Genomic DNA, 20966 nt, shown 5'->3' with positions numbered 1-20966 from the left:
CATGCCGCGCACATATTCCGCTGAAGCTCGGCAGAACCTTCTCTCCACTAGCGCTGATGAGCCGTTTCTCGTTGCTATCGAAATTACTCATCCCGATCTCTCGGTACCCGCGCGCTTTGTCAACGATAGCCAGAACATTGTCCTCTTCGGAGCGGAGTTCTTTGCAACCGCTTTCCGGGTGGCGCTACCTGATGACAAAGAGCAGCAAGTCCCTCAAGCCCGACTTGAGGTCGACAACGTGGGTAGGGAGCTTACCCAGTGGTTGGAATACAGCCGCGGCGGCAAGGGCGCTCGCTGCCGGATTATCCAGGTTCTCCGGAGTGATCCCAGCGTTATCGAATTTGACATGACCTTGGATCTAACTGGGCTTGTGATCGACAACATGACGGTGAGTGGCGTGCTGGGCTTTCAGTCGACACTCGGCCAGGCAGCGGTGACGGTCCGCTTTGATCCTCTTTCCTCACCTGGTCTCTGGTAATGCACTGGTCTGATAAGTATGTGGGTCTTCCCTATGTCGCGGAGACTGGGGACTGCGCCGCCCTCGCGGCGAAGGTGGCGATTCAAGAGTTCGGGCTGAATCCGCAGATTCCAAGTTCGCATGCGGTGACGCTGCGGGATCAGACGAGCCAGATCCTGGAGCACCGCGACGAACTCGCCGAACGGATAGCTGACCCGTTTGATGGTTGTCCGGCCTTGTTCATTGGTCGCGGGCGGCTTTGCCATATCGGCGTGATGTGTTGGATCGCGCACGAATGGTGGGTGCTCCACGCGGATCAGTCTTCGGGCGCAGTGATCAGGCAAAGACTTCGGGACATGACCAGAATTCATTTCAAGTTGGAGGGCTACTACAAATGGAAGTAGTGGACTCGCGGCCATCTCTCGTCCATCTGCCCAATCCCATTAGCCCTGCGGGCAAGGACGTTAGTTTCGCGGCCTTCCTGCCAGGGGAGACCCTGGGCGCGTATCTCGCGCGAGCGGGTGTGCGTGTTGCTGATGCGCCCATGCACGTTTGGCAAAACGGTAGACCCGTCCCGCCCCAGTTATGGAAGCGTCTGATTCCTCGGACCGGAGATCAGATCGTTATCCGGGCGAAGATGGAAGGCGGCGGCGGCGGGAACAAAATTCTGCGTACCGTGGCCATGATTGCGGTGGTCGTCGCGTCGATCTTCGCTCCGTACCTGGCGCCGGCCGGATGGGGGGCAATCGGCGCAACGGGTGCTCTGACTACGACGGGAGCGTTGATTTCGGCTGGTGTGATGCTCGCAGGGACGTTGATGATCAACGCGTTCCTCCCGATGCCGCTGCCTACTGCGGCCAAACTGTCGGCTGGATCTAAGTACGAAAGCAGTCCTACGTACTCCATTCAAGGCGGTCGGAACCGTCCGCGCCCGTGGGAACCCATGATGCTTGTGATGGGGCGCCATCGGGTGGTTCCGGATTCGGGCGCTACACCTTGGACGAACCAAGTTGGCGACGATCAGTTCCTGAATCAGATTTTCCATTTCGGTCTGCAAGGGATGGATCTGATTCTTCGAAACTTTCGGATTGGTAGTACGCCGATTGATTCGTACGACGGAGTTCAGTTGCAGAGGTCCGGCCCGGACGGACTGGTAACGATGTTCGCTGGGAACGTAGACACCTTGCAAGGGTTCGCCCTATCGTCAAATGATGGCTGGGTGTCAAGAACGACGCCTCCTAACGTGGGCACGATAACGGTCGAGATTGCTTCCCGATTGTTCCGAGTAGCTGACGATGGAAGTATTGATAGTCGACGGGTCGAGTTTCGGATTCAGTACCGAGAAGTTGGTGCTCCTGATTGGTTGGAGCTGGGCTTCATCAATGCGACATATGCAACGCATTATTGGTCTGCCCGGCTTTTTCCGGGAGGGCAAACTCAGGTCCGGATGGGGTCGACCAATTACGGCGATCATGAGGAAGGTGAATCTTGGTTCGAAATCGACTCGGCGACCGGTACGATTTACAGCGGGCAATGGTGGTGGGTTCCTCATCCATTCCAGATGGGCCAACCCTGGCAAGGGATAGCCCCGGACCCCTTAGTCTTGCCGGGAGGCCCGGGCTACCGGCTATGGGGTAATCGACAAGAGCCCACTCGCGCCCAAATTTCCTGGGATGTCACAGGGGGGCAATATGAAGTTCGAGTGATGAAGGTGACGCCCGACGTCAACGACACCCGGGAGTCCAACGAGACAGCAGTAAGCCAGATCCTGGCGTACCAGTACGACACAACCGACTATTCGGAGCAGGTGCGAGTTGCCCTTCGGATCAAAGCCACTGGCCAGTTGAACGGGGCGGTTGACGAGTTGAGTGCCATCGCTAGCGCGACGTGCCCCGTCTGGAATGGTGTTGGCTGGGTAGTTGCTGAAACATCAAACCCGGCATGGTGGTTCCTGTGGTTCGCGCGTGGGCGAAAAGGCGCGGATGGGAAGCGTCGATTTGGGCTGGGGCTGGCTGACTCAGGCATCGACATTGAAGGTCTGAAAGCATGGGCTGCGTGGTGTGACAGCAAGAATCTGACCTTCAACTATGTCTTGGACAGAAAGGCGTCGGCGGCTGAAGTCCTTAACCTAATCGCTCGGGCCGGCCGGGCGGCGGTCTCCCAGCAGACGGGGAAGCTGGGCGTCATTTGGGATGCGGCAGACCTGCCGGAAGTTGCCACCTTCGGGCCATTCAACATTCGTGCTGGGTCTTTCCAGATCGCTTACCTGAACGAGGGGTCAGTTGACGAAATTATCGTCAACTTCGTGAATGCCGAGCGCAACTGGACCATGGACGAGGTTCGGGTCGCCGTCCCCGGTGGAGCAGCAAACAATCCGCTGCAGCTAGATCTGGATGGATGTACGAACGCCGACATGGCAGGTCGCGAGGCGAATCTCATCGCGGCCTCGCAGGTGTGGCATCGCCGCAGGGTCACGTTTGAATCCGATATTGAAGGCTACGTGGCCACGAAGGGTGATGTGGTCCGACTTACCCATGATCTGACCGTTTGGGGATATTCCGGACGGATGATGCCTGGAAGCCGGGGAGCTGACGGTTCCTCGCTTCCGAAGATCGTCCTGGACAGCGCAGTCCCTTCTGGCGGCGATGGAATCGCGTTGCTTAGAGATCCTGCGGGCGTGATGAAAGTTGTATCGGTGACGTCGGACGTGGGGGACGTGACTGAGTTGACCATTGTCACTGACCTGACCGGCTTCAGCATGCCGGGTGACGCGCCGTTTGAGGACGTCAACTCACTGGATTGGGTCTGGCAGTTTAGTCCGCTTGATATGCCCGGTCGGCGGTTCAAAATAACGAGCGTGGAACCCTCTGGCGATGGGGTGAAATTCACGGCGATTGACGACGATCCTGGTTACTACGCGAGCGAGTACGACCCGTACGCGTACACGCCGCCGCGGGATGGTGCGTTGCTCGGAGGTGTAATTTTCTCTCTGCGATTCACCGAGGCGATTCGAAGCGTTCAGAACGACACTATTGATGTTCAGCTGGACTGGTCCATTTCGATGTCCAGCCGCGTGCAGATCAACTATTCGATAAACGGGATAGCGCAGCAGCCAATCACTACTGAAGCTCGCCAAGCCACTGTGCAGGCCAAGACCGGTGATGTGATTGTCGCCACAATTCGTCCGGTTAATTCGATAGGGACAGGTCAACCGTTTACCGGCACCTATACGGTGCAAGGTCTACTTTCTCCATTGCCCGCTGTTACGGGCCTAACGAGCGTATTCCGCGACGGCCTGACGACGTTGGTTTGGAACCCGGTGGTGGACATTCGACAGCCGGATTATGAGGTGCGCCTGGGCAGCTCATGGTCTAACTCGAGAACTGTTGGTACCACCCGAAATCTAGAAATGCTGGCGGTTGGCAACGGGACGTACTTCGTTGCCGCGCGGTTTCAGACACGTGGCGTGACGATCTACGGCCCGGCAGACAGCATTCAAATCTCCGGTGCGGTTCTGGTGCGAAATGTTTTAGTCACCGTGCAAGAGGATCCGACATGGACGGGAACCCTTGGTGGTGGAGCATTCGTCCATGACGGGGAACTGACGCTGGTGGGTGTGGGCGACATTTTGTCGGCACCGGACGTTCTTGGACTAGAAGATGTTCTGTGGTTCGGAGGTGTTGAAGGCAGCGGAACGTACACGACCGATGCCAGCAACATCGTTGATCTGGGGTATGTGGCTCCGGTGCGCGTCGACTTCGCGATTGACGAGTATGCACTGAACTTCGGTGAAGACTTTCTGGCACTGCCTGATGTCTTGAGCGAAGTAGATGTACTCAATGACTCCAACCGCCAGCACTATCGAGTCCGCCCGCAGATCCAGTCGGCGTTGGACGATGGCGTATTCGGAGAGTGGCAGGATTACATCCCCGGAACTATCAACGCTCGCTACTTCAATGTGCGCCTCGTTCTTGAAACGGATCAGCCGCTGATCGTTCCGTTTGTGCGTCATTTTTCCTGGACTATCGATGTACCAGATCTAGTTCAGTCCGGTACAGGCGTGACTGTCCCTTCTGGTGGCCTACGGGTCAATTTTCCCAAGCACTTTCACATGAAGCCGAATCTTCAGGTCACGACGATTGACGCCGTGGACGGGGACCGCGCGGTCGTTCTTCAGGATGTCGATCCGGAAGAGGGTTTCAACATTCAGATGTTCAATAATGCGACTCCGGTGGAGCGCGTCGTCAACTGGCTAGCACAAGGGTATTGATATGCAAGAACCTATCGCGATTTCGGAAACTCCACCGCTCCCTGGGCTGCAGATGGTCCAGCAGGCAAACGCAGCCCTGGCGACAATTGCAACGGACTTCGCCGGGACGTCGGATCCGGCTGCTCTCGCTGCTCCGTTCATGACCTGGGCGAACACGGCTACGGGTGTAGTCTCGCGCCGTAACGCAGCAGGAACTGCCTGGGTGGAGGTAGGCCGGGTGTTTGAGCGACCGTTCTACCAGAGCGATGCTGCGAGCGGGCTGATACCCACGGGCGGCTTCAAGAACCTGCTGATCAATGCCAAGTTCAACATCAACCAGCGCGCGGTTTCCGGAACAGTCACGCTCGCCGCTGGTGCCTATGGGCATGATCGCTGGAAGGCGGGTAGCGGCGGCTGCACCTACACGTTCGCGACTACGGCCGGCGTTACCACGATCACGATTACGGCGGGTACGCTCGTGCAAGTTGTTGAGGGGAACAACCTGCGGACGGGTGACCATGTTCTTTCCTGGACCGGAACCGCCACAGGCCGAATTGCCGCGGGCGGCTTCGCGTCCAGCCCGGTAACTGGCGCGGTGACGGGTGGAACGAATACAAGCATCGAGTTCGGTACGGGGACTCTGACGTTGCCGCAGCTTGAGGCGGGTCTCAACCCCACATCGTTTGAGAATCGTCCTCTGAAAGCAGAGATGGATCTGTGTCTATGGTACGCAGAAGTAAAGACGACTGTGGCATCAGTACGTATTTTTGGCATGTGCCAGGTGGTGAGCACTACCATCGCAGAAGGGTTACTTGAATACACCAAGAAACGAGTACCGCCGTCGATAACCAACAGTGGCGCAATAGCTGTTACGTCGGCTAGCGGCAGCGCTGTTGGTTTGTCTTCGCTTATCTTCAATGCCATCAGCGATTCTTCTGCAGGCATCGCTGCCACGGCGAATGCTGCAGCTTTAGTTCAAGGCCAATCTTCGAAGCTTATTGGCAACGCCGTGAACGCAACCATCGTCATTTCTTCGGAGCTTTGAATATGTATCGCATTATCGACAGTACGACGATCTACCGGGTCACTGATTCAACGTCCATCCCCGTGCATCCCGATAACTCTGCCTATCAGGAGTATCTGGAATGGGTGGCGTCGGGGAACACTCCTGAATCAGACGCGAGCGCGCATGGGTTTGGTGAACAGCCTGATAGCGAAACTGCTGAAGGCACGCCCGGCTGACACAGAAAAAGTTTCTACGGGCGATAATGCGGCGGCGATGACTAATGCGGTAAAAGTGGAAGCTGCAGCCACGGCTATCGCGCCCATTGGACTCACCTCTCCGCCATCACCGAGCAGCAGATACAGCCACGAACCTACGGTGTAGATGGAAAACAGATGGGTGAGGTAGAGCGGGAAGGACAGACGCCCGAGCCACTGCGATATCGGAAGGTCCAGGAACCTGCGCGCAGCAGGGGACAAGATGCACGCCGCCAGTATCAGGGCGGAAAAGATGGACAAAACCCGGATGCCGTCACCTGGGTAGCGCAAGGCCGAGACCGTCAGGACGGATCCCAGGGTGATCGCCGCGACAACTCGGAGGGAGCCGCGGAACACGGTGGCGCGCGAGAGTGCGACAGCCATCCCAAGTGCAAACGGTAGAAAGTAGGAATTGGCCCACCACGCCGCGATGCAGAACGCACCCACGATTAAGGCTTGGCTGGGCCTGGATGCGCCCGCGATAAGCAGGCAGGCGAAGATAAGGAAGGAGCCGACCAGCTCAAAAGGCATCGTCCACAGGACGGCGTTGTAGTAGATGCCGTCATGCGGAGTGAAGCTGTACACGTTGAAAAGGGCGAACTGCGCAGCTTCTAGTAGGTCCAGCGGCTTGCTGAACCCAAGCGCAAGCCAAGGGCTACCCGCTGCTTCGCCTGCGGCCTGGTTCTGAGCGAGCCCGGACCTCGCCACGAGAACGGCGAGCAGGACGGACGCGGCAATCGGTATGGTCAGACGCAGGTATCTGCGCAGCGCGAGCGATACGACGCCCACGCGGACCCCGGTCTGGAAGAAGCCGATGGACAAGACATAGCCCGACAGTACGAAAAAGACGAAGACGGCCAGCCGGGCGTCGATGAAGAAAGGTAGGGGTGGAAACGTGCGGTCCACCAGCAGGAATACCGGCCCTAGATGGCCGAAGACGACAAAAAGGGCGGCCCAGCCGCGCAACCCGTCTAGATATGTCTCGCGCATTATGTCACCGGTTTTTTGGGTGATTGTATGCGCGATCTTGGTGCCCGCTTCGACGGGCCTTTTTTTCGCCTGAGGGCCACGGAGAGACAGGGTGACACAGAACATCCCGGGCATCAGCCCAGACGCGAAGGCGATTCTGTCGGCGCTGCACGAGCAGCAAGAGGCGGCGAGGCGGGATTCCGACGCCAAGCATGACGCCCTGCAAAAGGAAATGCTGGCTCTATCGGCAGCGGTTAAGACGGCGTTCCCCGGCGGTGACTTTGACGGTCATCGGCGCTATCACGAGCTTCTGATATCTCGGGAGGAGCAGCGTCAGCAAATTCGGCGGGAAGTAATCACCCACCTCATCAAGGTCAGCACATGGGGCGCCTTAACGGGCCTTGCGTACATGTTGCTTCGTCAACTCAAGGACTTCCTGCAATCGTGAACCTGATCCAAAACTGGCGGCAGAAATGGCCGCGATTGTGGAGCGTGCGCCTGGCGTTGGTCGCTGCGCTGCTCTCCGCAGTAGAAGTGGCCATGAACGTATGGCTGACCGGCAAGCCCCCATTGATTGTGATTGGTGCGGGGCTTTTCTCATTGTGCGCGGCGATTGCCCGCGTGGTTTCACAGCCGAGGCTGAACGATGAAGACAGGAACTAAGCGAACACTGCAGGGAACGGTAGGAGCGGGGGCCGCGGCAATTCTGCTTTCCATAGTCCCTCAGTTCGAGGGTATGGTATTGCGCGGCTACAAGGACCCCATCGGGATCGTCACTGCGTGTGCGGGCCACACCAAGACCGCCGTCCTAGGGAGGCCGTACACGCGGGAGGAGTGCCTAACGCTACTTGATCGGGATCTGGTTGACCACGCCCAGGGAGTGCTGGCATGCACCCCCGTCCTTTCCGGGCATCCGAATCAGACGGCAGCAGCAGTGAGCTTTGCGTACAACATAGGGGTAGGGGCGTATTGCGGATCGGCGGCAGCGCGGCGATTCAACGCGGGGGACTGGGCTGCTGCGTGTCGGTCTATGAACCAGGCCGATAACGGAAAGCCACAATGGGTGTGGGCTGGAGGCAAGATCCTGCCTGGGCTGGTGACGCGCAGGGCGGCTGAGCGCGCCTTGTGTGAAACGGATCTGCCCAAATGAATCCGGCGCTGCGTTGGCTGCTTCCGTATGTGATTGGCGCTGCCGTCCTGGCTGCAGCGTTAACAGCCGTGCGCTGGTACGGACTTAGCCAGTATCGGGATGGTGTAACGCAGACCCAACTGGAAGCCGCTGCCAATGCGCGCCAGATCGAGGCGCAGTACCGGCGCCAGGAACAGGAGATGGTGGCCGATTACACGAGCCGCCTGGAGAAAGCCAATGAAGACGTCCGCCTTTCGAATGCTGAGCGCGATCTTGCTAACGATGCTGCAGGCAGCCTGCGCGACGTCATCGCCGCCCAGCGTGCCCGAGCCGCCCAAGCAGCCGCCCGCGCCGGAATCTCTGAGCAAGCCGCTACCCGAGCCTGGGACGTTCTCAAAGCGTGCACGGACGAATATGCAGCTTTGGCAAGAGACGCTGACACAGCCATCGACGGATTGAGGGAGACCGACGCTTGGGCAAAGGCGGCAGCGAAGATCCGACCCTAGTCAGGCTAGACGCAAGGCTGCGCGACTGGCCCGGGATGGACGACTAATCCCATTCTTCCATATCTGCTATAGCCTCGGATTGGCGAGCTAGCGCTTTTTTCAATTCGTCTGAGAAAGTGTGCCACATACCTCGAACTTCCTCGGTAACGTAGTTCTTCCATTCATGCGCTTTCCCGCAATTACCCCAATCCGGGGACTGATAATCGTCGGGCGTTGTGTAGGTTTCTAGCATACTTATTCGATCTCCTTGGGCCCGCGATCCTTGGATAGATTGATCTCATCGTCTGCCCCAATCTCCCTCACCCAAGACCCGCAGCCCTCGTCTGGATACGCTGGGGCAATCTTGTAGGCTGGCTCACGGCGGCAGTACGGCCTGCGTCCCTGGTCGGTCGTCTCGCCGTGCCAGTGTGTGCAGGTCCAGCAGCCGCCGGGGCGCTGGGATAGGGGGATGAAGTAGGACATAGCCTGGATGCTGTGAATGCATCCAGTATATGACCTATTTTGCGGAGCGGATGGATAATTGCGGAGCAAAGCAAAAGGCCCGCAACAGTGTGCGGGCCTTGGTATTCTTGGTGGCGCATCCCTGATTCGAACAGGGGACCTGCGGATTATGATTCCGTCGCTCTAACCGGCTGAGCTAATGCGCCATCCTTTTTTCGCCGCTCGGTTTGCGTTGCAAGTGCCGATCAACGAAGAACGAAATTCTAGCACGAAGTTTTTTTGGAGTGCAAGTGGGCCCCGGCCAAATTTTTTCGGCCGGTCTGAACGCCTTGTTCAGCCAGTGCTGATACGGTCGCGCGCTGCCCTTCAAGCATCCCGCGCCAGGCGGATGCCCGAGAACTGCCAGCGCGCCTCGGGCGGAAAGAAGTTGCGGTAGCTGGGCCGGATGTGGTCGCGCGGCGTCGCGCACGAGCCGCCCCGCAGCACGTATTGGTTGCACATGAACTTGCCGTTGTATTCGCCGACGGCGCCCGCGTTAGGCTGAAACCCGGGATAGGCGTCATAGCCGCTTGAGGTCCATTCCCACGCGTCGCCGAACAATTGCACGGGACCGCCCTGGCTGTGGCGCGCCGGGGCAGGGCGCGTGTCCAGGTGACCGTTTTCCAGCATGTTCGCGCGGGCCGAATAGGTGTCTTCCGACAACTGGCGCGCGGCGTGTTCCCATTCCGCTTCGCGCGGCAGGCGCGCGCCGGCCCAGCGGGCGTAGGCGTCGGCCTCGAAGTAGCTGACATGCGTGACCGGGGCGTGCAGCTCCAGGTCCTGCATGCCGCGCAGCGTGAAGACGCGCCACGCATCTTCCGAGCTTTCCCAATACAGCGGGGCGCGCCACCCTTGTGCGCTCACCATGTCCCACCCCATCGAGAGCCACAGCTCGGGCCGCTGGTACCCGCCGTCTTGCATGAAGGCCAGGTATTCGCCCTGTGTCACGAGGCGATCGGAAAGGGAGAAGGGCGTCAGCAGGACGTCGTGGGCTGGCCCTTCGTTGTCGAAGGCGAAGCCGCGTCCGTCGTGGCCGATGCGTGTGATGCCGCCGTCGTACCGGGTCCAGCCCGGTGTCGTTGCGGGCGGCTGCGCGGGCTGGCCCGGCGCGACGTAAGCAGGCCTGAGCGGGTTGGCCGACAGCATGTGCTTCAGATCGGTCAGGATGAGTTCCTGATGCTGTTGCTCATGATTGAGGCCAAGCTCGAGCAGCGCGTCGAATTCGGAATCGTTGCCGCCCAGGCGCGAGATCAGCGCGTGCATCGCTTCGTCGACGTGTTGCCGGTATTGCAGCACTTCCGACAGCGGCGGGCGCGACAACAGGCCGCGTTGGGGGCGCGGATGTTTTGCGCCGACTGCGTTGTAGTAGGAGTTGAAAAGCATCCGGTATTGCGGATGGAAGGGCGGACTGGACGCGTCATAGCGCGCCAGCAGGAAGGTCTCGAAGAACCAGGTGGTGTGCGCCAGATGCCATTTGACCGGACTGCAATCGGGCATGGATTGCACCTGGCAATCCTCCGGGCTCAAGGGCGCGGCCAAGGCGGCGGTGGTAGAGCGCACGGCGTCGTACCGGTCGTGCTGTCCGGCTTGTCCGCTGGCATAAGGCCCGATGGCGGGATGAGTCAGCAGGCATGCGGGGTCCATGGGGATATCTCCAGAATCGTGGGCGCCCTGCGTCAGGCGCGGGCGCTGAAAACAGAAAACCAGTCGCGGGCGTCCGACCAGTGCGCAACGTCGTGAAAGCCTGCGCGATGTAGCAGGTCGCTGAAGGCCTGCGGCGTGAACTTGTAGGAGTTCTCGGTGTGGATGCGTTCGCCGGCCTTGAACTCGCGATGGCCGCCGGGCCACGCGACGCGCACCGCGCGCTGCGCCTCCAGGTGCATCTCGACGCGCGAACGTTCGCTGTTGAAGAGCGCTACGTGGCGCCAGTCATCCACATTGAAATCGCTGCCGAGCACGGTGTTCACGTGGCGCAGCAGATTCAGGTTGAACGCGGCCGTCAGGTGCAGGGCGTCGTCATACGCCGGTTCCAGCACGCTCTTCGATTTGACCCGATCGACGCCGACCACGAGTCCGCCGCCGGGACAGGCTTCGCGGATGCGCCGCAGCATGGCATACGCGGCATCGGGGCCTAGATTGCCGATGCTGGAGCCGGGATAGAAGAACAGGCGTTGCTGCGCCGGAACGCCTTCGGGCATCGCCAGTTCATGCGAGAAATCCTGGCCGACCGCCGTGATCCGCATGTCCGGATACGAAAGCTTCAGGCGCCGCACGGCTGCCTTCAGATAGTCGGCTGAGATATCGACGGGCACATAGTGGCTGGGCCGCAGGCTGGCGAACAGCCGCTCGGCCTTGACGCAATCGCCGGCGCCCAGGTCGATCATGGCCTGCACGGGGCCGACATGGCGCGCGATATCTTTGCCGTGGCGCTGAAAGATCTCGTCTTCGCAACGCGTTGGATAGTATTCGGGCAGTTGCGTGATGGCCGTGAACAGCGACGAGCCGAGCGCGTCGTACAGGAACTTGGGATCGATATGGGCGGCACTGTCGAGCAGCCCTTCGTGCAATTCGATCTGCTCGGCGCTGGGGTGCTGCGGCTCCTGCGCGATGAATTCGGGGGCGACGGCGGCAAGGAGTGCGGAAGGAGAAACCATGCGTTCAGTTCCTTTTTGGGGCGGTTGAAGCGCATTGCAAAGACTCATTGTGGCGGCTGAGGGGGTTTGCGTGTCAAGCGCCAGGCCTCTGAATGCAATGGACTTTTACGAAATCGAAACCGCGTTTGGCGGAATACGGGAAGGGGGCTGCGAGGTCACGCGCAGGCGTTCCGCCTGCGCCATCAGCAAGTTTCGGGCCGCTGAAATATCGGTTTACTGCTGGTTGCGAAAGCTCGGGCAGTTTGGGGCCGTTGCTGTGGACAATGAGGCTTCGGCCAAGCGGAACGGTATTTCCGCACCCCCGGTCATGTTGCATTGCGACAGTCGCCGGAGGCGGTCCAAAAAAATCAAGGAGCTACCATGAATCGAAAGCACCAGCGCGCTGAAATGGCCCTGCATCGTGAACGCGTGAATGACAGCTTGCACGAGCTGCTCGCCGGCACGGAAGACCTTTTGCGTTCGACCGCGTCGTATACGGGCTCCGAAATCGAAGCGGCGCGCGCGCGCTTGAAGCGCCAGCTCGCCGATGCGCGTGAATCCGCTGGCGGCTGGGAAGGCGCCGCACGCGAACGAGCCCGCCGGGCCACTGCCTACGCGGACGAATACGTGCATGAGAATGCATGGAAGTCGGTCGGCGTGGCGGCGATAGTGGGCGCCGTGCTGGGCTGCATTTTTGTGGCGGGTAATCGACGCTAGAGACGCATCATGAGCCCATTACCGGCATTGAGCCGGGGTGGGCCGCGCAATGCCCTGCAGGAATTGACGACCGACGCGCGCCGGTGGGCGCGCGCCGTGCTGTTTGTGTGCGCCGCATCCGTGCTCGCCGCCTGCGCCAGCGTCCCCGACGCGCAGGAGCGGCACGCGCGCGCCGCACAAGCAGGCCTGTCCGCGGATGCGGCACAGGACAGCTATCGTCGCGGGCAAGGCATTGCAGCGGACCCTCAAACCCCCAAGGATGATTTTCTTGCACGGCACCTGGCGGTGGAGCAGGCGGTCAGCGGCGCGCCGCTGGTCAAGGGCAATCGTGTGCGTCTGCTTGCCGACGGGCCCAGCACGTACAAGGCGATGCTCCAATCCATCGCCCAGGCGCGCCGCTACGTGCACATGGAAACCTACATTTTCGACGATGATGCGGAAGGCAATCGCTTTGCAGACGCGCTGATCGCGGCGCGCAACCGCGGCGCCGAGGTGTCGCTGATGGTGGACGCGGTCGGCACGATCAAGACGCCCGATGACCTCTTCCAGCGCATGCGAGACGCGGGCGTGCAGGTGGCGGTCTTCAATCCCGTCAATCCGGTCAACGCCCGCGCCGGCTGGTCGCCGAATCAGCGCAACCACCGCAAGGTGCTGGTCGTCGACGGCAAGGTGGGCTACCTGGGCGGCATCAACGTCAGCAGCGTGTATGAGTCGTCTTCTTTCTCGGGCGGAAGCGGCTCCGGGTCGACGGGATCCGGCGGCGGCTTGGGCGCCAAGGCGGGCGAGCCCGCCAAGGATGCCGACTCCGCGCCCTGGCGCGACACGCACCTGCGCATCGAAGGGCCGGCGGTGGCGCAGCTGGAACAGGTGTTGCAGGCCGGCTGGGCATCGCAGGCCAAGGAGCCCATCAAGGGCGGCGATTCGCACGTTGCGCCGGCGGTCGGCGACACCGCCGTCCGCATCCTTGCGAACCAGCCCGATCGCAGCGACGGCTACACGGTCTATCTGACGTTGATGTCGGCGTTCGAAAGCGCGCAGAAATCCATCCACATCACGATGGCGTACTTCGTGCCGGATCCGGCGTTCATCGAGGCGCTGCAATCCGCGGCGAGGCGCGGGGTGGACGTGGTGCTGGTGCTGCCGGGCTTCAGCGACTCGTCGCTGGTGTTTCATGCCGGGCGTTCGCACTACACCGATCTGCTGCGCTCGGGCGTGAAGATCTACGAACGTCGTGACGCCTTGCTCCACGCGAAGACGGCGGTGGTCGATGGCGTCTGGTCGACCGTGGGGTCCAGCAACATGGATTGGCGCAGCTTTGCGCTGAACTACGAGATCAACGCCGTGGTGCTGGGTCCCGAGTTCGCGGGCGAGATGGAGGCGCTGTTCCAGCGCGACGTGGCCGATGCTGTGCAGGTGACGCCCGAGGCCTGGAAGGAGCGTGGCCTGGACGACCGCTTCATGGAGTCGTTCTCACGCATGTTCGAGCGCTGGTTGTAGCGGGTGCGCGGGCGGCTCGGATCCAGTCCTCGCTGCCCGTCAGCGCCGTTCAGGAGTTGCCGGCCGCGGCGGCCTGTGCGGCGTGCTCGCGCGCCAGGGCAGTGGTGATGTCGTGGGTGGGCTGAAACGACTGCGCCTGCGCCATCGCCCAGCCTGCACGGAAGACCTGGTGCCGGAACTCGCCGCGCAGCAGCTCGCCAGGCGCCAGTTCCGGAAACAGCGCGGACAAGAGGCGGATTTCGCTGGGCGAGATGCGGCGCGCGATATGGTGCGGGCGCAACTGGCCTGGGTGGGTCAGGCCGGCCGCGGCCAGCAGTTCGGCAAGTGCGTGCAGCGTGTTCTTGTGAAAATTGGCGACGCGCTGCGCCTTGTCCGGCACCACCAGCGCGCGTTGCCGTAGCGGATCCTGCGTGGTGACGCCGGTGGGGCATTTGCCGGTGTGGCAGGCCTGGGCCTGGATGCAACCGATGGCAAACATGAAGCCGCGCGCGGCGTTGCACCAGTCGGCGCCCATCGCCATCACCCGGGCCATGTCGAACGCAGTGATGATCTTGCCGGACGCGCCCAGCTTGATGCGGTCGCGCAGGTTCACGCCGATGAGCGTGTTGTGCACGAGCCGCAGCGCTTCGCGCAGCGGCGTGCCCACGTGATCCACGAATTCCACGGGCGCCGCGCCCGTGCCGCCTTCCGCGCCATCCACCACGATGAAGTCCGGGGTGATGCCGGTTTCAAGCATCGCCTTGACGATGGCGAACCACTCCCATGGATGCCCCACACAGAACTTGAAGCCGACGGGCTTGCCGCCGGAGAGTTCGCGCAGGCGCGCCACGAATTTCATCAGGCCGATCGGACTGTCGAACGCGGAATGGCTGGCGGGCGAATTGCAGTCCTGCCAGGGCGCCACGCCCCGCGCCTCGGCGATTTCGATCGTCACCTTGCCCGCCGGCAGGATGCCGCCGTGGCCCGGCTTGGCGCCTTGCGAGAGCTTGATCTCGATCATCTTGACCTGTGGCGTACAGGCGTTGCGCACAAACGCTTCTTCCGAAAACGCGCCGTGCTCGTCGCGGCACCCGAAATAGCCCGAGCCGATGTTCCAGACGAGGCTGCCGCCCGGCTGGCGATGGTAGCGGCTGATGCCGCCTTCGCCGGTGTCATGCGCAAAGTCGCCTTGCCGCGCGCCTTCGTTCAAGGCCAGCACCGCGTTGGCCGACAGCGCGCCAAAGCTCATGGCCGAGACGTTGAACACCGACATGGAATAGGGCTGCGTGCAGTCAGGCCCGCCCACGGTGACGCGAAAGTCCGTGTCGTTGATATGCGAGGGCGACATGGAATGGTTGATCCACTCGTAGCGGTCGCCGTAGACGTCTTCCTGCGTGCCGAAGGGGCGCTTGTCGATTTCGCGCTTGGCGCGCTGGTAGACGATGGAACGCTGCGCGCGTGAAAAGGGCGAGGCCTGCGTGTCGTCCTCCAGGAAGTACTGGCGGATCTCGGGGCGGATAAATTCGAACAGGAATCGCAGGTTGCCGATGACCGGATAATTGCGGCGGATGGCGTGCCGCGGCTGGATCAGGTCGTACACGCCCAGCGCGCCCAGCAGCGCCAGCGGCACGGCTGCCGCTAGCCACCACAAGGACGCGGTGGCGGCCAGGACCGCGGTGATCGCCGCGCCTGCAAGGGTCAATAGAAAGGCCGTGAATCGGCCGGCTATCCAGTTCATGTCCGTCTCCGTTTTTCGGAATGAAGCAACCATACACCAGGGCCGCTGGCTGCCGGATGAATGTCGGGCCGCGCGCGTGTGCGCCGGCGCGTGCCTTGCGCAGCCGTGGGATGAGCTGAAAGGCGCATGTACTCTGGCTCGGCGGCCGGGCAAAAAAATGGCCTCCTGCATCAGGAGGCCATTGCTGGAACACTGTTTCTCAGCAGCTGGACGCCGGCGGCGTCTTTTCGACGGCCAGGCCGAACAGCGGACGCAGGTGCACGCCCAGTGCACTGCCGGCGAACGCGGCTGGCAGCCACAGCCAGGCATGCAGGCTGCCCGACAGAATGCCGCTGAAGTAAGCGCCGATGTTGCAGCCGAAGGCCAGGCGCGAGCCATAGCCGAGCAGCAGGCCGCCGATCACGGCGCCCGCGAGCGAGCGCGCCGGCACCTTCCAGACGGGAGCGAACTTGCCGGCCGCGCTGGCGGCGGCCAGCGCGCCCAGCATGAGGCCGATGTCCATGACGGTGGTGACATCCTGGCGCAGCGGCGCGGCCAGCGACGGCTGCTTGGCCCAGTAGGCCCAGGTCGCGACGTCGCCGCCCAGGGCATCCAGCGTCTTGGCGCCCCACAAGGCGAAGGCAGACGTAATGCCCCAGGGGCGTCCGGCCAGCGCCAGCGTTGCGAAGTTCAGCACGACGAGCGCCACGCCGCCCCACACGAGGGGCCACGGACCCTGCAGCAGCGAAACGGGGCGAGCCGTGCGCGAGGCGAAGGAAATCACGTGTCCATGACGGCGCTTTTCCAGCGTGGTGGCGATCCAGGCGATCAGCGCAAAGACGGCCAGATTGATGAGGATGGCGGGCGCCAGGCCCCAGGTCTTGATGAGCGACGTGGGCGCCAGCGCCGGCAGGCTGGACCACCAGCCGAAGTTGGCCGTGGCGATGACCGAGCCCACGATGAAGAACAGCAGTGTCACCACCATGCGGGTGTTGCCGCCGCCCACCGCGAAGAGCGTGCCCGATGCGCATCCGCCGCCAAGCTGCATGCCGACGCCGAACAGGAATGCGCCCAGCACGACCGAGACGCCCGGGGGCGACACGAAGCCGTTGACCGGCTGACCGAACAGCGTGCCGGCGGCCAGAAAGGGGAAGAACAGCAGCACGCCCACGGCGAGCATCAGCATCTGCGCGCGCAGGCCGGCCCCGCGGCGGTCCGACACGAACACGCGCCAGGCTTGCGTGAAACCGAACGACGCGTGGTACAGCGTGACGCCAAGCAGTGCGCCGACCACCCACAGCGCGCCCTGACGCCAGCTGACGGTCTGGTTGAGGTACAGGGCGCCGGCCAGCACCAGCAGCACCGCAATCCAGAGCGGCTTGCGATTGATGTGGATGGGTGGCAGGGCCGAGGGCAGCGGCAGGGAGGAGGCGTTGGCGCTCATGAAAATCCCGAGGATCAAGTCGTAAATGCAAACGGGTGCGAAAGGCGCACCCGTGGGAATGGACGTCAGTCTAGTCCTGTCGGTAAATATCTCAAACCAAGGATTTGTGCTTTAGCAATAACTTCAAGTTATATAGAACTGCTTGTGAGTTCACGAGACGGGGTGCGCGCTGATCCACGCGACGAGCAGGCTGACCGTCACCACCGACGCCACGGTGCTGACGAGGATGGCGCGCGACGTCACGCGGGCGTCGCGTCCATACATCTTGGCCAGCATGAACGGTCCGGTGCCGATGGGCAGCGCGCTCATCAGCACGGCCGTCCAGGCCCACAGCGGCGGCATCGAGAACACGTAGAACGCCAGCACTGCGGTCGCGGCCGGTTGCAGGAGCAGCTTGCCCAGCACCAGGCGCATCACGCCCGGTCCGGAGGCCGCGGTTTCCGTCTGCGCCAGAAAAAGGCCGATGGTCACCAGCGCGCACGGGCTGGCGGACGCACCCAGCAAGGCCACATAGCGGTCGACGCCTTCGGGCAGCGCGACGCCGGTTGCAGCCCAGGCAAGGCCAAGGACCGGGGCGGCCAGCAGCGGATTGCGGATCAGGGCGCGGCCTACTTTCAGCAGCGTCGCGGGCAGGTTGGGCGTCTGCTGCCGATCGAACTCGATGAGCGCGATGGCAAATCCGAAGAGCACGCTTGCGGTGAGCAGCGTGGTGAAGGTGGCGGGCGCCAGGCTGTCGGCGCCAAGCAGCGCCAGGCACAGCGGAATGCCCATGTATCCGGCGTTGGCGTAGGACGCCGCCAGGCCTTCGATGCTGCGGTCGGTGAGCGTCTGCGCGCGGCGCCCGCGCGCCAGGAACGAAGCCACGAACGTGATGGCGATGCCGCCCGCAAATGCGCCGACAAAGCCCCAGTGCGCCATCTGAGCCAGGTCCACCTGCGTCATGGCGCGGAACAGCAGCGCGGGCAAGGACAGGTACACCACGTAGCGATTCAGCGCGTCGGTCGCGTGGGTGCCCAGGATGCGCCAGCGGGCGGCCAGCCAGCCGGTCAGTATCAGCGCAAAGACCGGCAGGGCGGCGGTGACGACGGCGTTCATGGGCGAGGTCGCGAGGGCGGAAAGGCGGTCATTCTACTTGGCGTCGCTGGCGGGCTTGCGGGTCACCAGCAGGATGCCCAGCGCGGCCAGCACCATGCCGGGCCAGGCCAGCGGGGGAATGGGTTCGCGCAGGATCAGCAGCGCAATGATCGCCGTGCAGGGCGGCACCAGGAAGAACAGCGCGGACACGCGCGAGGCCTCGCCGTGGCGGATCATGGCCAGCAGCAGGGTGATGGCGACCAGGGAGTTGCCGACGACCAGATAGGCGAGCGAGCCGAGCAAGGGGCCGGTCCATTCGATGCGCATGGGTTCCAGCCAGAACGCCAACGGCGCGGACACGGCAAGGCCCACGCCATACTGGACGAAGTTGGAGGCGACGGGATGGATCTGCGTGCCGAAGCGCTTTTCGTAGAGCGTGCCGCCCGTGAGGCAGAGCAGCGCGCCGACCGCGAACGCCAGCCCCAGCGGCGCCAGCACGTCGATCGATGCCTTGGCCACGATCACGAGCGCGGCGCCCGCCACGCCCAGCGCCAGGCCGGCCCACCGCCGGGCGTCGACGCGTTCATGCGCGAGCGCGGGCGCCAGCAGGCCGATGAGGATGGGTTGAAGCGAGGTGATGAGGGCCACGCCGCCCGCCGACATTCCCTGCTTGAGCGAGAGGTAGGTGAAGCAGAAGTAGCCGGCCTGCAGCAGCAGGCCCACCATCGCAAGGTGACCCCATGCGCTGACCCGCGTGGGCAGCGGCGGCCGCAGCGCCAGCAGCAGCGGCGCAAGAATCAAGACAACGCATGCGTAGCGCAACGCCAGGAACGTCAGCGGATCGGCATAGGCCAGCCCCACCTTGAGCACGACAAAGCCGCTGGACCACAGCACGAGAAAGAGCGCGGGTGCGGCTTTCAACCAGGCAGGGGGCGCGGCAGGCGTCATGGCGGACCAAGGGCGGCAAGGGCAAGCCGCGATCGTACCCCTTTTCGCGTCTTCTTCATCCTTGCGAAAATGCGGCGTAGGATTCAGTTAATTCATTTGCTGCAACGTAGGGGTAGGACATGTCGGCCAACAAAGAAGCAACGGTGCGTATTGCGCTGGGAACCTGGGATCGCTTGCGCGACGACGCTTATTCGGTGCGCCACGCGGTTTTCGTGGTCGAGCAGAACGTGCCGCCGGAAATCGAGATGGATGACGACGACGCGGTGTCGGTCCATGCCGTGGCGTATGGGCCCGATGGCACGCCGATGGGCACGGGGCGCCTATTGCCAGACGGTCACATCGGCCGCATGGCGGTTCACAAGCGCGCGCGCGGGATGGGCGTGGGCGGGCAGTTGCTCGATGCGCTGATCGGGCAGGGGCACGGCGGCGGCCACCGCATGCTGGTGCTGCATGCCCAGACGCACGCCGCTGGCTTTTACGAAGCGCATGGCTTCAAGGCCGAAGGCGAAGAGTTCGTCGAGGCCGGTATGCCGCACGTGGTGATGACGCGCACGTTGAAGTAGCACGCCGCGGGGCTTCGCGCCCCATGCAATCTGCTGGCGCCGATTCGCTGCAGCAGATTCGCTGTGGCGCCCGCCCGGCGCGCCGCAGTTTGGCGAGCACAAAGCAAAAACCCCGAACGCTTTCGCATTCGGGGTTTTTCTTTTGGCGCATCACGACAGGTACCTCGTGATGTAGTAATTGGTGCCCAGGAGAGGACTCGAACCTCCACACCTTGCGGCACATGGACCTGAACCATGCGCGTCTACCAATTCCGCCACCTGGGCGCTGTTGCTTTACATGTTACGTCGCTTTCGCTTCCGTTTCGTGTTCAGCAGCAGAGGAACGAGATTATGCACACTTTTTTTGAAGTGTGCAAGTTCGTCTGCATTTTTTTCACTTTTTTTGTGCGGTCCGCTTTCGATATAGTGTCGGCCATGTCTCGATCCCTCTGTACGCGCTGCCTGCGTCCGCTGTCGCATTGCCTTTGCGCCCTGATCCCGTCATTGTCCTGCCGCACCAGCGTGGTGGTCCTGCAGCATCCCAGCGAAGCGCGCCACGCACTGAACACGGCGCGCCTGGCAGTGCTGGGAATCGCGGGCGCGCGCCGTGTCGTCGGTGAATATTTTTCCGAGGCGGATTGGGCGGCGCCGGGGTACGCGCCGCGCCTGCTATTTCCGGGAGAGGGTGCCGACGTACTGACGCCGGGTTATGGCCAGGACGTGGGCACGCCCATCCGGCTGATCGTGCCCGACGGCACTTGGGGGCATGCGCGCAAGCTGCTGCACATCAACCCGGCGCTTGCCGCGCTGCCCCGCGTCATGCTGCCGCCAGGCCTGTCGACGCGCTACCGTGTGCGCCATGCCGATGTGCCGGGCGCGCTGTCCACCATCGAGGCCGTGACGCACGCGCTCAATGCCATCGAGGCGCCGCGCAACTTCGACGCGCTGCTGGCGCCATTCGAGGCGTTGATCGATGGACAGATCGACGGCATGGGCGCAGACCTTTACGCGCGTCATCATTTGAATCGCAAGGTGCCCTGGCGCTGACCGGGGAAAGTAAAACGCGTGGGGCAACGTAAATCCCCCGGGCAAAGCAAAAGCCCCGCAGAAAGCAAAAGCCCCGGGAATCTTTCGATTTCCGGGGCTCTTAGCCTTTTGAACAAGTCAGTTTGAAACTGCCTTGATTAGAATTCCGTGGTGCCCAGGAGAGGACTCGAACCTCCACACCTTGCGGCACATGGACCTGAACCATGCGCGTCTACCAATTCCGCCACCTGGGCACTGAAAGATACTGTCAGAACTATGTGCTACGCTGCGTTCCAGTCGCGTGACTTGATTCAAGTTCTAAACCTTGAACTAATCCAT

At 62.3% G+C, this 20966-nt stretch carries 19 protein-coding genes and 3 tRNA genes; 12 read left to right on the top strand and 10 right to left on the bottom strand.

Annotated elements, in window-relative coordinates:
- Position 1 precedes the first annotated feature (1 nt).
- Genes HV786_RS14480 through HV786_RS14465 form a run of 4 tightly spaced genes read left to right on the top strand, consistent with a single transcriptional unit; the run spans position 2 to position 5751 of the window.
- A complete protein-coding gene (locus tag HV786_RS14480) occupies positions 2-478 on the top strand; it encodes a DUF1833 family protein (protein WP_128827872.1) in 477 nt (158 codons plus the stop codon).
- Positions 478-861: a hypothetical protein gene (locus HV786_RS14475; protein ID WP_128827873.1), complete on the top strand. Its 384-nt coding sequence runs from the start codon at positions 478-480 to the stop codon at positions 859-861. Before HV786_RS14480 ends, HV786_RS14475 begins: the two co-directional genes overlap by 1 nt.
- Positions 852-4727 carry a TipJ family phage tail tip protein gene (locus HV786_RS14470; protein WP_128827874.1) on the top strand — a complete coding sequence of 1292 codons (3876 nt, stop codon included), beginning with the start codon at positions 852-854 and terminating at the stop codon, positions 4725-4727. Before HV786_RS14475 ends, HV786_RS14470 begins: the two co-directional genes overlap by 10 nt.
- Position 4728: 1 nt before the next feature.
- Positions 4729-5751, top strand: coding sequence for a hypothetical protein (locus HV786_RS14465; RefSeq protein ID WP_128827875.1), 1023 nt, complete (start codon positions 4729-4731; stop codon positions 5749-5751).
- 128 nt (positions 5752-5879) lie between these two features.
- Here the strand turns inward: HV786_RS14465 and HV786_RS14460 are convergent, their stop codons facing one another.
- Complete coding sequence (locus tag HV786_RS14460) at positions 5880-7061, bottom strand: acyltransferase family protein (RefSeq protein ID WP_158216669.1); 1182 nt, start codon at positions 7059-7061, stop codon at positions 5880-5882.
- On the opposite strand from HV786_RS14460, the gene HV786_RS14455 reads away from it, so the two are divergent.
- From HV786_RS14455 to HV786_RS14440, 4 genes are read left to right on the top strand one after another with little or no spacing between them, the layout of a single operon-like run.
- A complete protein-coding gene (locus HV786_RS14455; RefSeq protein ID WP_128827877.1) occupies positions 7048-7383 on the top strand; it encodes a hypothetical protein in 336 nt (111 codons plus the stop codon). The two genes, HV786_RS14460 and HV786_RS14455, sit on opposite strands and share 14 nt — an antisense overlap.
- Positions 7380-7598: a DUF7940 domain-containing protein gene (locus HV786_RS14450; protein ID WP_128827878.1), complete on the top strand. Its 219-nt coding sequence runs from the start codon at positions 7380-7382 to the stop codon at positions 7596-7598. Before HV786_RS14455 ends, HV786_RS14450 begins: the two co-directional genes overlap by 4 nt.
- The gene (locus HV786_RS14445; protein ID WP_128827879.1) at positions 7582-8085 is read left to right on the top strand and encodes a lysozyme; all 504 of its coding nucleotides are present in this window, start codon (positions 7582-7584) and stop codon (positions 8083-8085) included. Before HV786_RS14450 ends, HV786_RS14445 begins: the two co-directional genes overlap by 17 nt.
- Positions 8082-8570 carry a hypothetical protein gene (locus HV786_RS14440; RefSeq protein ID WP_128827880.1) on the top strand — a complete coding sequence of 163 codons (489 nt, stop codon included), beginning with the start codon at positions 8082-8084 and terminating at the stop codon, positions 8568-8570. The genes HV786_RS14445 and HV786_RS14440 overlap by 4 nt, the downstream gene beginning before the upstream one ends.
- A 570-nt stretch (positions 8571-9140) precedes the next feature.
- Here the strand turns inward: HV786_RS14440 and HV786_RS14435 are convergent.
- From HV786_RS14435 to egtD, 3 genes are all read right to left on the bottom strand, one after another.
- A tRNA-Met gene (locus HV786_RS14435) sits at positions 9141-9217 on the bottom strand.
- 160 nt (positions 9218-9377) lie between these two features.
- A complete protein-coding gene (egtB, locus tag HV786_RS14430) occupies positions 9378-10694 on the bottom strand; it encodes an ergothioneine biosynthesis protein EgtB (protein ID WP_128827882.1) in 1317 nt (438 codons plus the stop codon).
- 32 nt (positions 10695-10726) lie between these two features.
- Positions 10727-11704 carry an L-histidine N(alpha)-methyltransferase gene (gene egtD / locus HV786_RS14425; RefSeq protein ID WP_128827883.1) on the bottom strand — a complete coding sequence of 326 codons (978 nt, stop codon included), beginning with the start codon at positions 11702-11704 and terminating at the stop codon, positions 10727-10729.
- 360 nt (positions 11705-12064) lie between these two features.
- On the opposite strand from egtD, the gene HV786_RS14420 reads away from it, so the two are divergent.
- Together HV786_RS14420 and HV786_RS14415 are read left to right on the top strand one after the other, a co-directional pair.
- Positions 12065-12400 carry an ElaB/YgaM/YqjD family protein gene (locus HV786_RS14420; RefSeq protein WP_128827884.1) on the top strand — a complete coding sequence of 112 codons (336 nt, stop codon included), beginning with the start codon at positions 12065-12067 and terminating at the stop codon, positions 12398-12400.
- 9 nt (positions 12401-12409) lie between these two features.
- Positions 12410-13897, top strand: a complete 1488-nt coding sequence (locus tag HV786_RS14415) for a phospholipase D-like domain-containing protein (protein ID WP_128827885.1) — start codon at positions 12410-12412, stop codon at positions 13895-13897.
- Positions 13898-13946: 49 nt separating this feature from the next.
- Here the strand turns inward: HV786_RS14415 and HV786_RS14410 are convergent, their stop codons facing one another.
- The 4 genes from HV786_RS14410 to HV786_RS14395 form a co-directional block, all read right to left on the bottom strand.
- Positions 13947-15614, bottom strand: coding sequence for an FMN-binding glutamate synthase family protein (locus HV786_RS14410; protein ID WP_128827886.1), 1668 nt, complete (start codon positions 15612-15614; stop codon positions 13947-13949).
- 199 nt (positions 15615-15813) lie between these two features.
- Entirely contained in the window at positions 15814-17037 is a 1224-nt protein-coding gene (locus HV786_RS14405; RefSeq protein ID WP_175211151.1) for a YeeE/YedE family protein, read from the bottom strand.
- 150 nt (positions 17038-17187) lie between these two features.
- The gene (locus tag HV786_RS14400) at positions 17188-18132 is read right to left on the bottom strand and encodes an AEC family transporter (RefSeq protein ID WP_128827887.1); all 945 of its coding nucleotides are present in this window, start codon (positions 18130-18132) and stop codon (positions 17188-17190) included.
- 33 nt (positions 18133-18165) lie between these two features.
- Positions 18166-19059 carry a DMT family transporter gene (locus tag HV786_RS14395; protein ID WP_175211149.1) on the bottom strand — a complete coding sequence of 298 codons (894 nt, stop codon included), beginning with the start codon at positions 19057-19059 and terminating at the stop codon, positions 18166-18168.
- A 119-nt stretch (positions 19060-19178) separates the two neighbouring features.
- Between HV786_RS14395 and HV786_RS14390 the strand changes: the two genes are divergently transcribed.
- Entirely contained in the window at positions 19179-19622 is a 444-nt protein-coding gene (locus HV786_RS14390) for a GNAT family N-acetyltransferase (RefSeq protein WP_128827888.1), read from the top strand.
- A 179-nt stretch (positions 19623-19801) separates the two neighbouring features.
- Here the strand turns inward: HV786_RS14390 and HV786_RS14385 are convergent.
- Positions 19802-19886 (bottom strand) — tRNA-Leu (locus HV786_RS14385).
- Between the two features lie 150 nt (positions 19887-20036).
- On the opposite strand from HV786_RS14385, the gene HV786_RS14380 reads away from it, so the two are divergent.
- The gene (locus HV786_RS14380) at positions 20037-20648 is read left to right on the top strand and encodes a tRNA-uridine aminocarboxypropyltransferase (protein ID WP_128827889.1); all 612 of its coding nucleotides are present in this window, start codon (positions 20037-20039) and stop codon (positions 20646-20648) included.
- 148 nt (positions 20649-20796) lie between these two features.
- Here HV786_RS14380 and HV786_RS14375 read toward each other — a convergent pair.
- A tRNA-Leu gene (locus tag HV786_RS14375) sits at positions 20797-20881 on the bottom strand.
- Between the last annotated feature and the right edge of the window lie 85 nt (positions 20882-20966).

Source organism: Achromobacter mucicolens (assembly GCF_902859725.1).
GTDB lineage: Bacteria > Pseudomonadota > Gammaproteobacteria > Burkholderiales > Burkholderiaceae_B > Achromobacter > Achromobacter mucicolens.
The sequence above is the reverse complement of the archived record's forward strand: the minus strand, read 5'-3'. Positions and strand labels throughout refer to the sequence as shown.

Excerpts from the sequence above, each read along its gene's own strand:
- HV786_RS14480 (WP_128827872.1), top strand. The coding sequence starts at position 2 with ATGCCGCGCACATATTCCGCTGAAGCTCGGCAGAACCTTCTCTCCACT.
- HV786_RS14475 (WP_128827873.1), top strand. The coding sequence starts at position 478 with ATGCACTGGTCTGATAAGTATGTGGGTCTTCCCTATGTCGCGGAGACT.
- HV786_RS14470 (WP_128827874.1), top strand. The coding sequence starts at position 852 with ATGGAAGTAGTGGACTCGCGGCCATCTCTCGTCCATCTGCCCAATCCC.
- HV786_RS14465 (WP_128827875.1), top strand. The coding sequence starts at position 4,729 with ATGCAAGAACCTATCGCGATTTCGGAAACTCCACCGCTCCCTGGGCTG.
- HV786_RS14460 (WP_158216669.1), bottom strand. The coding sequence starts at position 7,061 with ATGTTCTGTGTCACCCTGTCTCTCCGTGGCCCTCAGGCGAAAAAAAGG.
- HV786_RS14445 (WP_128827879.1), top strand. The coding sequence starts at position 7,582 with ATGAAGACAGGAACTAAGCGAACACTGCAGGGAACGGTAGGAGCGGGG.
- HV786_RS14440 (WP_128827880.1), top strand. The coding sequence starts at position 8,082 with ATGAATCCGGCGCTGCGTTGGCTGCTTCCGTATGTGATTGGCGCTGCC.
- egtB (WP_128827882.1), bottom strand. The coding sequence starts at position 10,694 with ATGGACCCCGCATGCCTGCTGACTCATCCCGCCATCGGGCCTTATGCC.
- egtD (WP_128827883.1), bottom strand. The coding sequence starts at position 11,704 with ATGGTTTCTCCTTCCGCACTCCTTGCCGCCGTCGCCCCCGAATTCATC.
- HV786_RS14420 (WP_128827884.1), top strand. The coding sequence starts at position 12,065 with ATGAATCGAAAGCACCAGCGCGCTGAAATGGCCCTGCATCGTGAACGC.
- HV786_RS14415 (WP_128827885.1), top strand. The coding sequence starts at position 12,410 with ATGAGCCCATTACCGGCATTGAGCCGGGGTGGGCCGCGCAATGCCCTG.
- HV786_RS14410 (WP_128827886.1), bottom strand. The coding sequence starts at position 15,614 with ATGAACTGGATAGCCGGCCGATTCACGGCCTTTCTATTGACCCTTGCA.
- HV786_RS14405 (WP_175211151.1), bottom strand. The coding sequence starts at position 17,037 with ATGAGCGCCAACGCCTCCTCCCTGCCGCTGCCCTCGGCCCTGCCACCC.
- HV786_RS14400 (WP_128827887.1), bottom strand. The coding sequence starts at position 18,132 with ATGAACGCCGTCGTCACCGCCGCCCTGCCGGTCTTTGCGCTGATACTG.
- HV786_RS14395 (WP_175211149.1), bottom strand. The coding sequence starts at position 19,059 with ATGACGCCTGCCGCGCCCCCTGCCTGGTTGAAAGCCGCACCCGCGCTC.
- HV786_RS14390 (WP_128827888.1), top strand. The coding sequence starts at position 19,179 with ATGTCGGCCAACAAAGAAGCAACGGTGCGTATTGCGCTGGGAACCTGG.
- HV786_RS14380 (WP_128827889.1), top strand. The coding sequence starts at position 20,037 with ATGTCTCGATCCCTCTGTACGCGCTGCCTGCGTCCGCTGTCGCATTGC.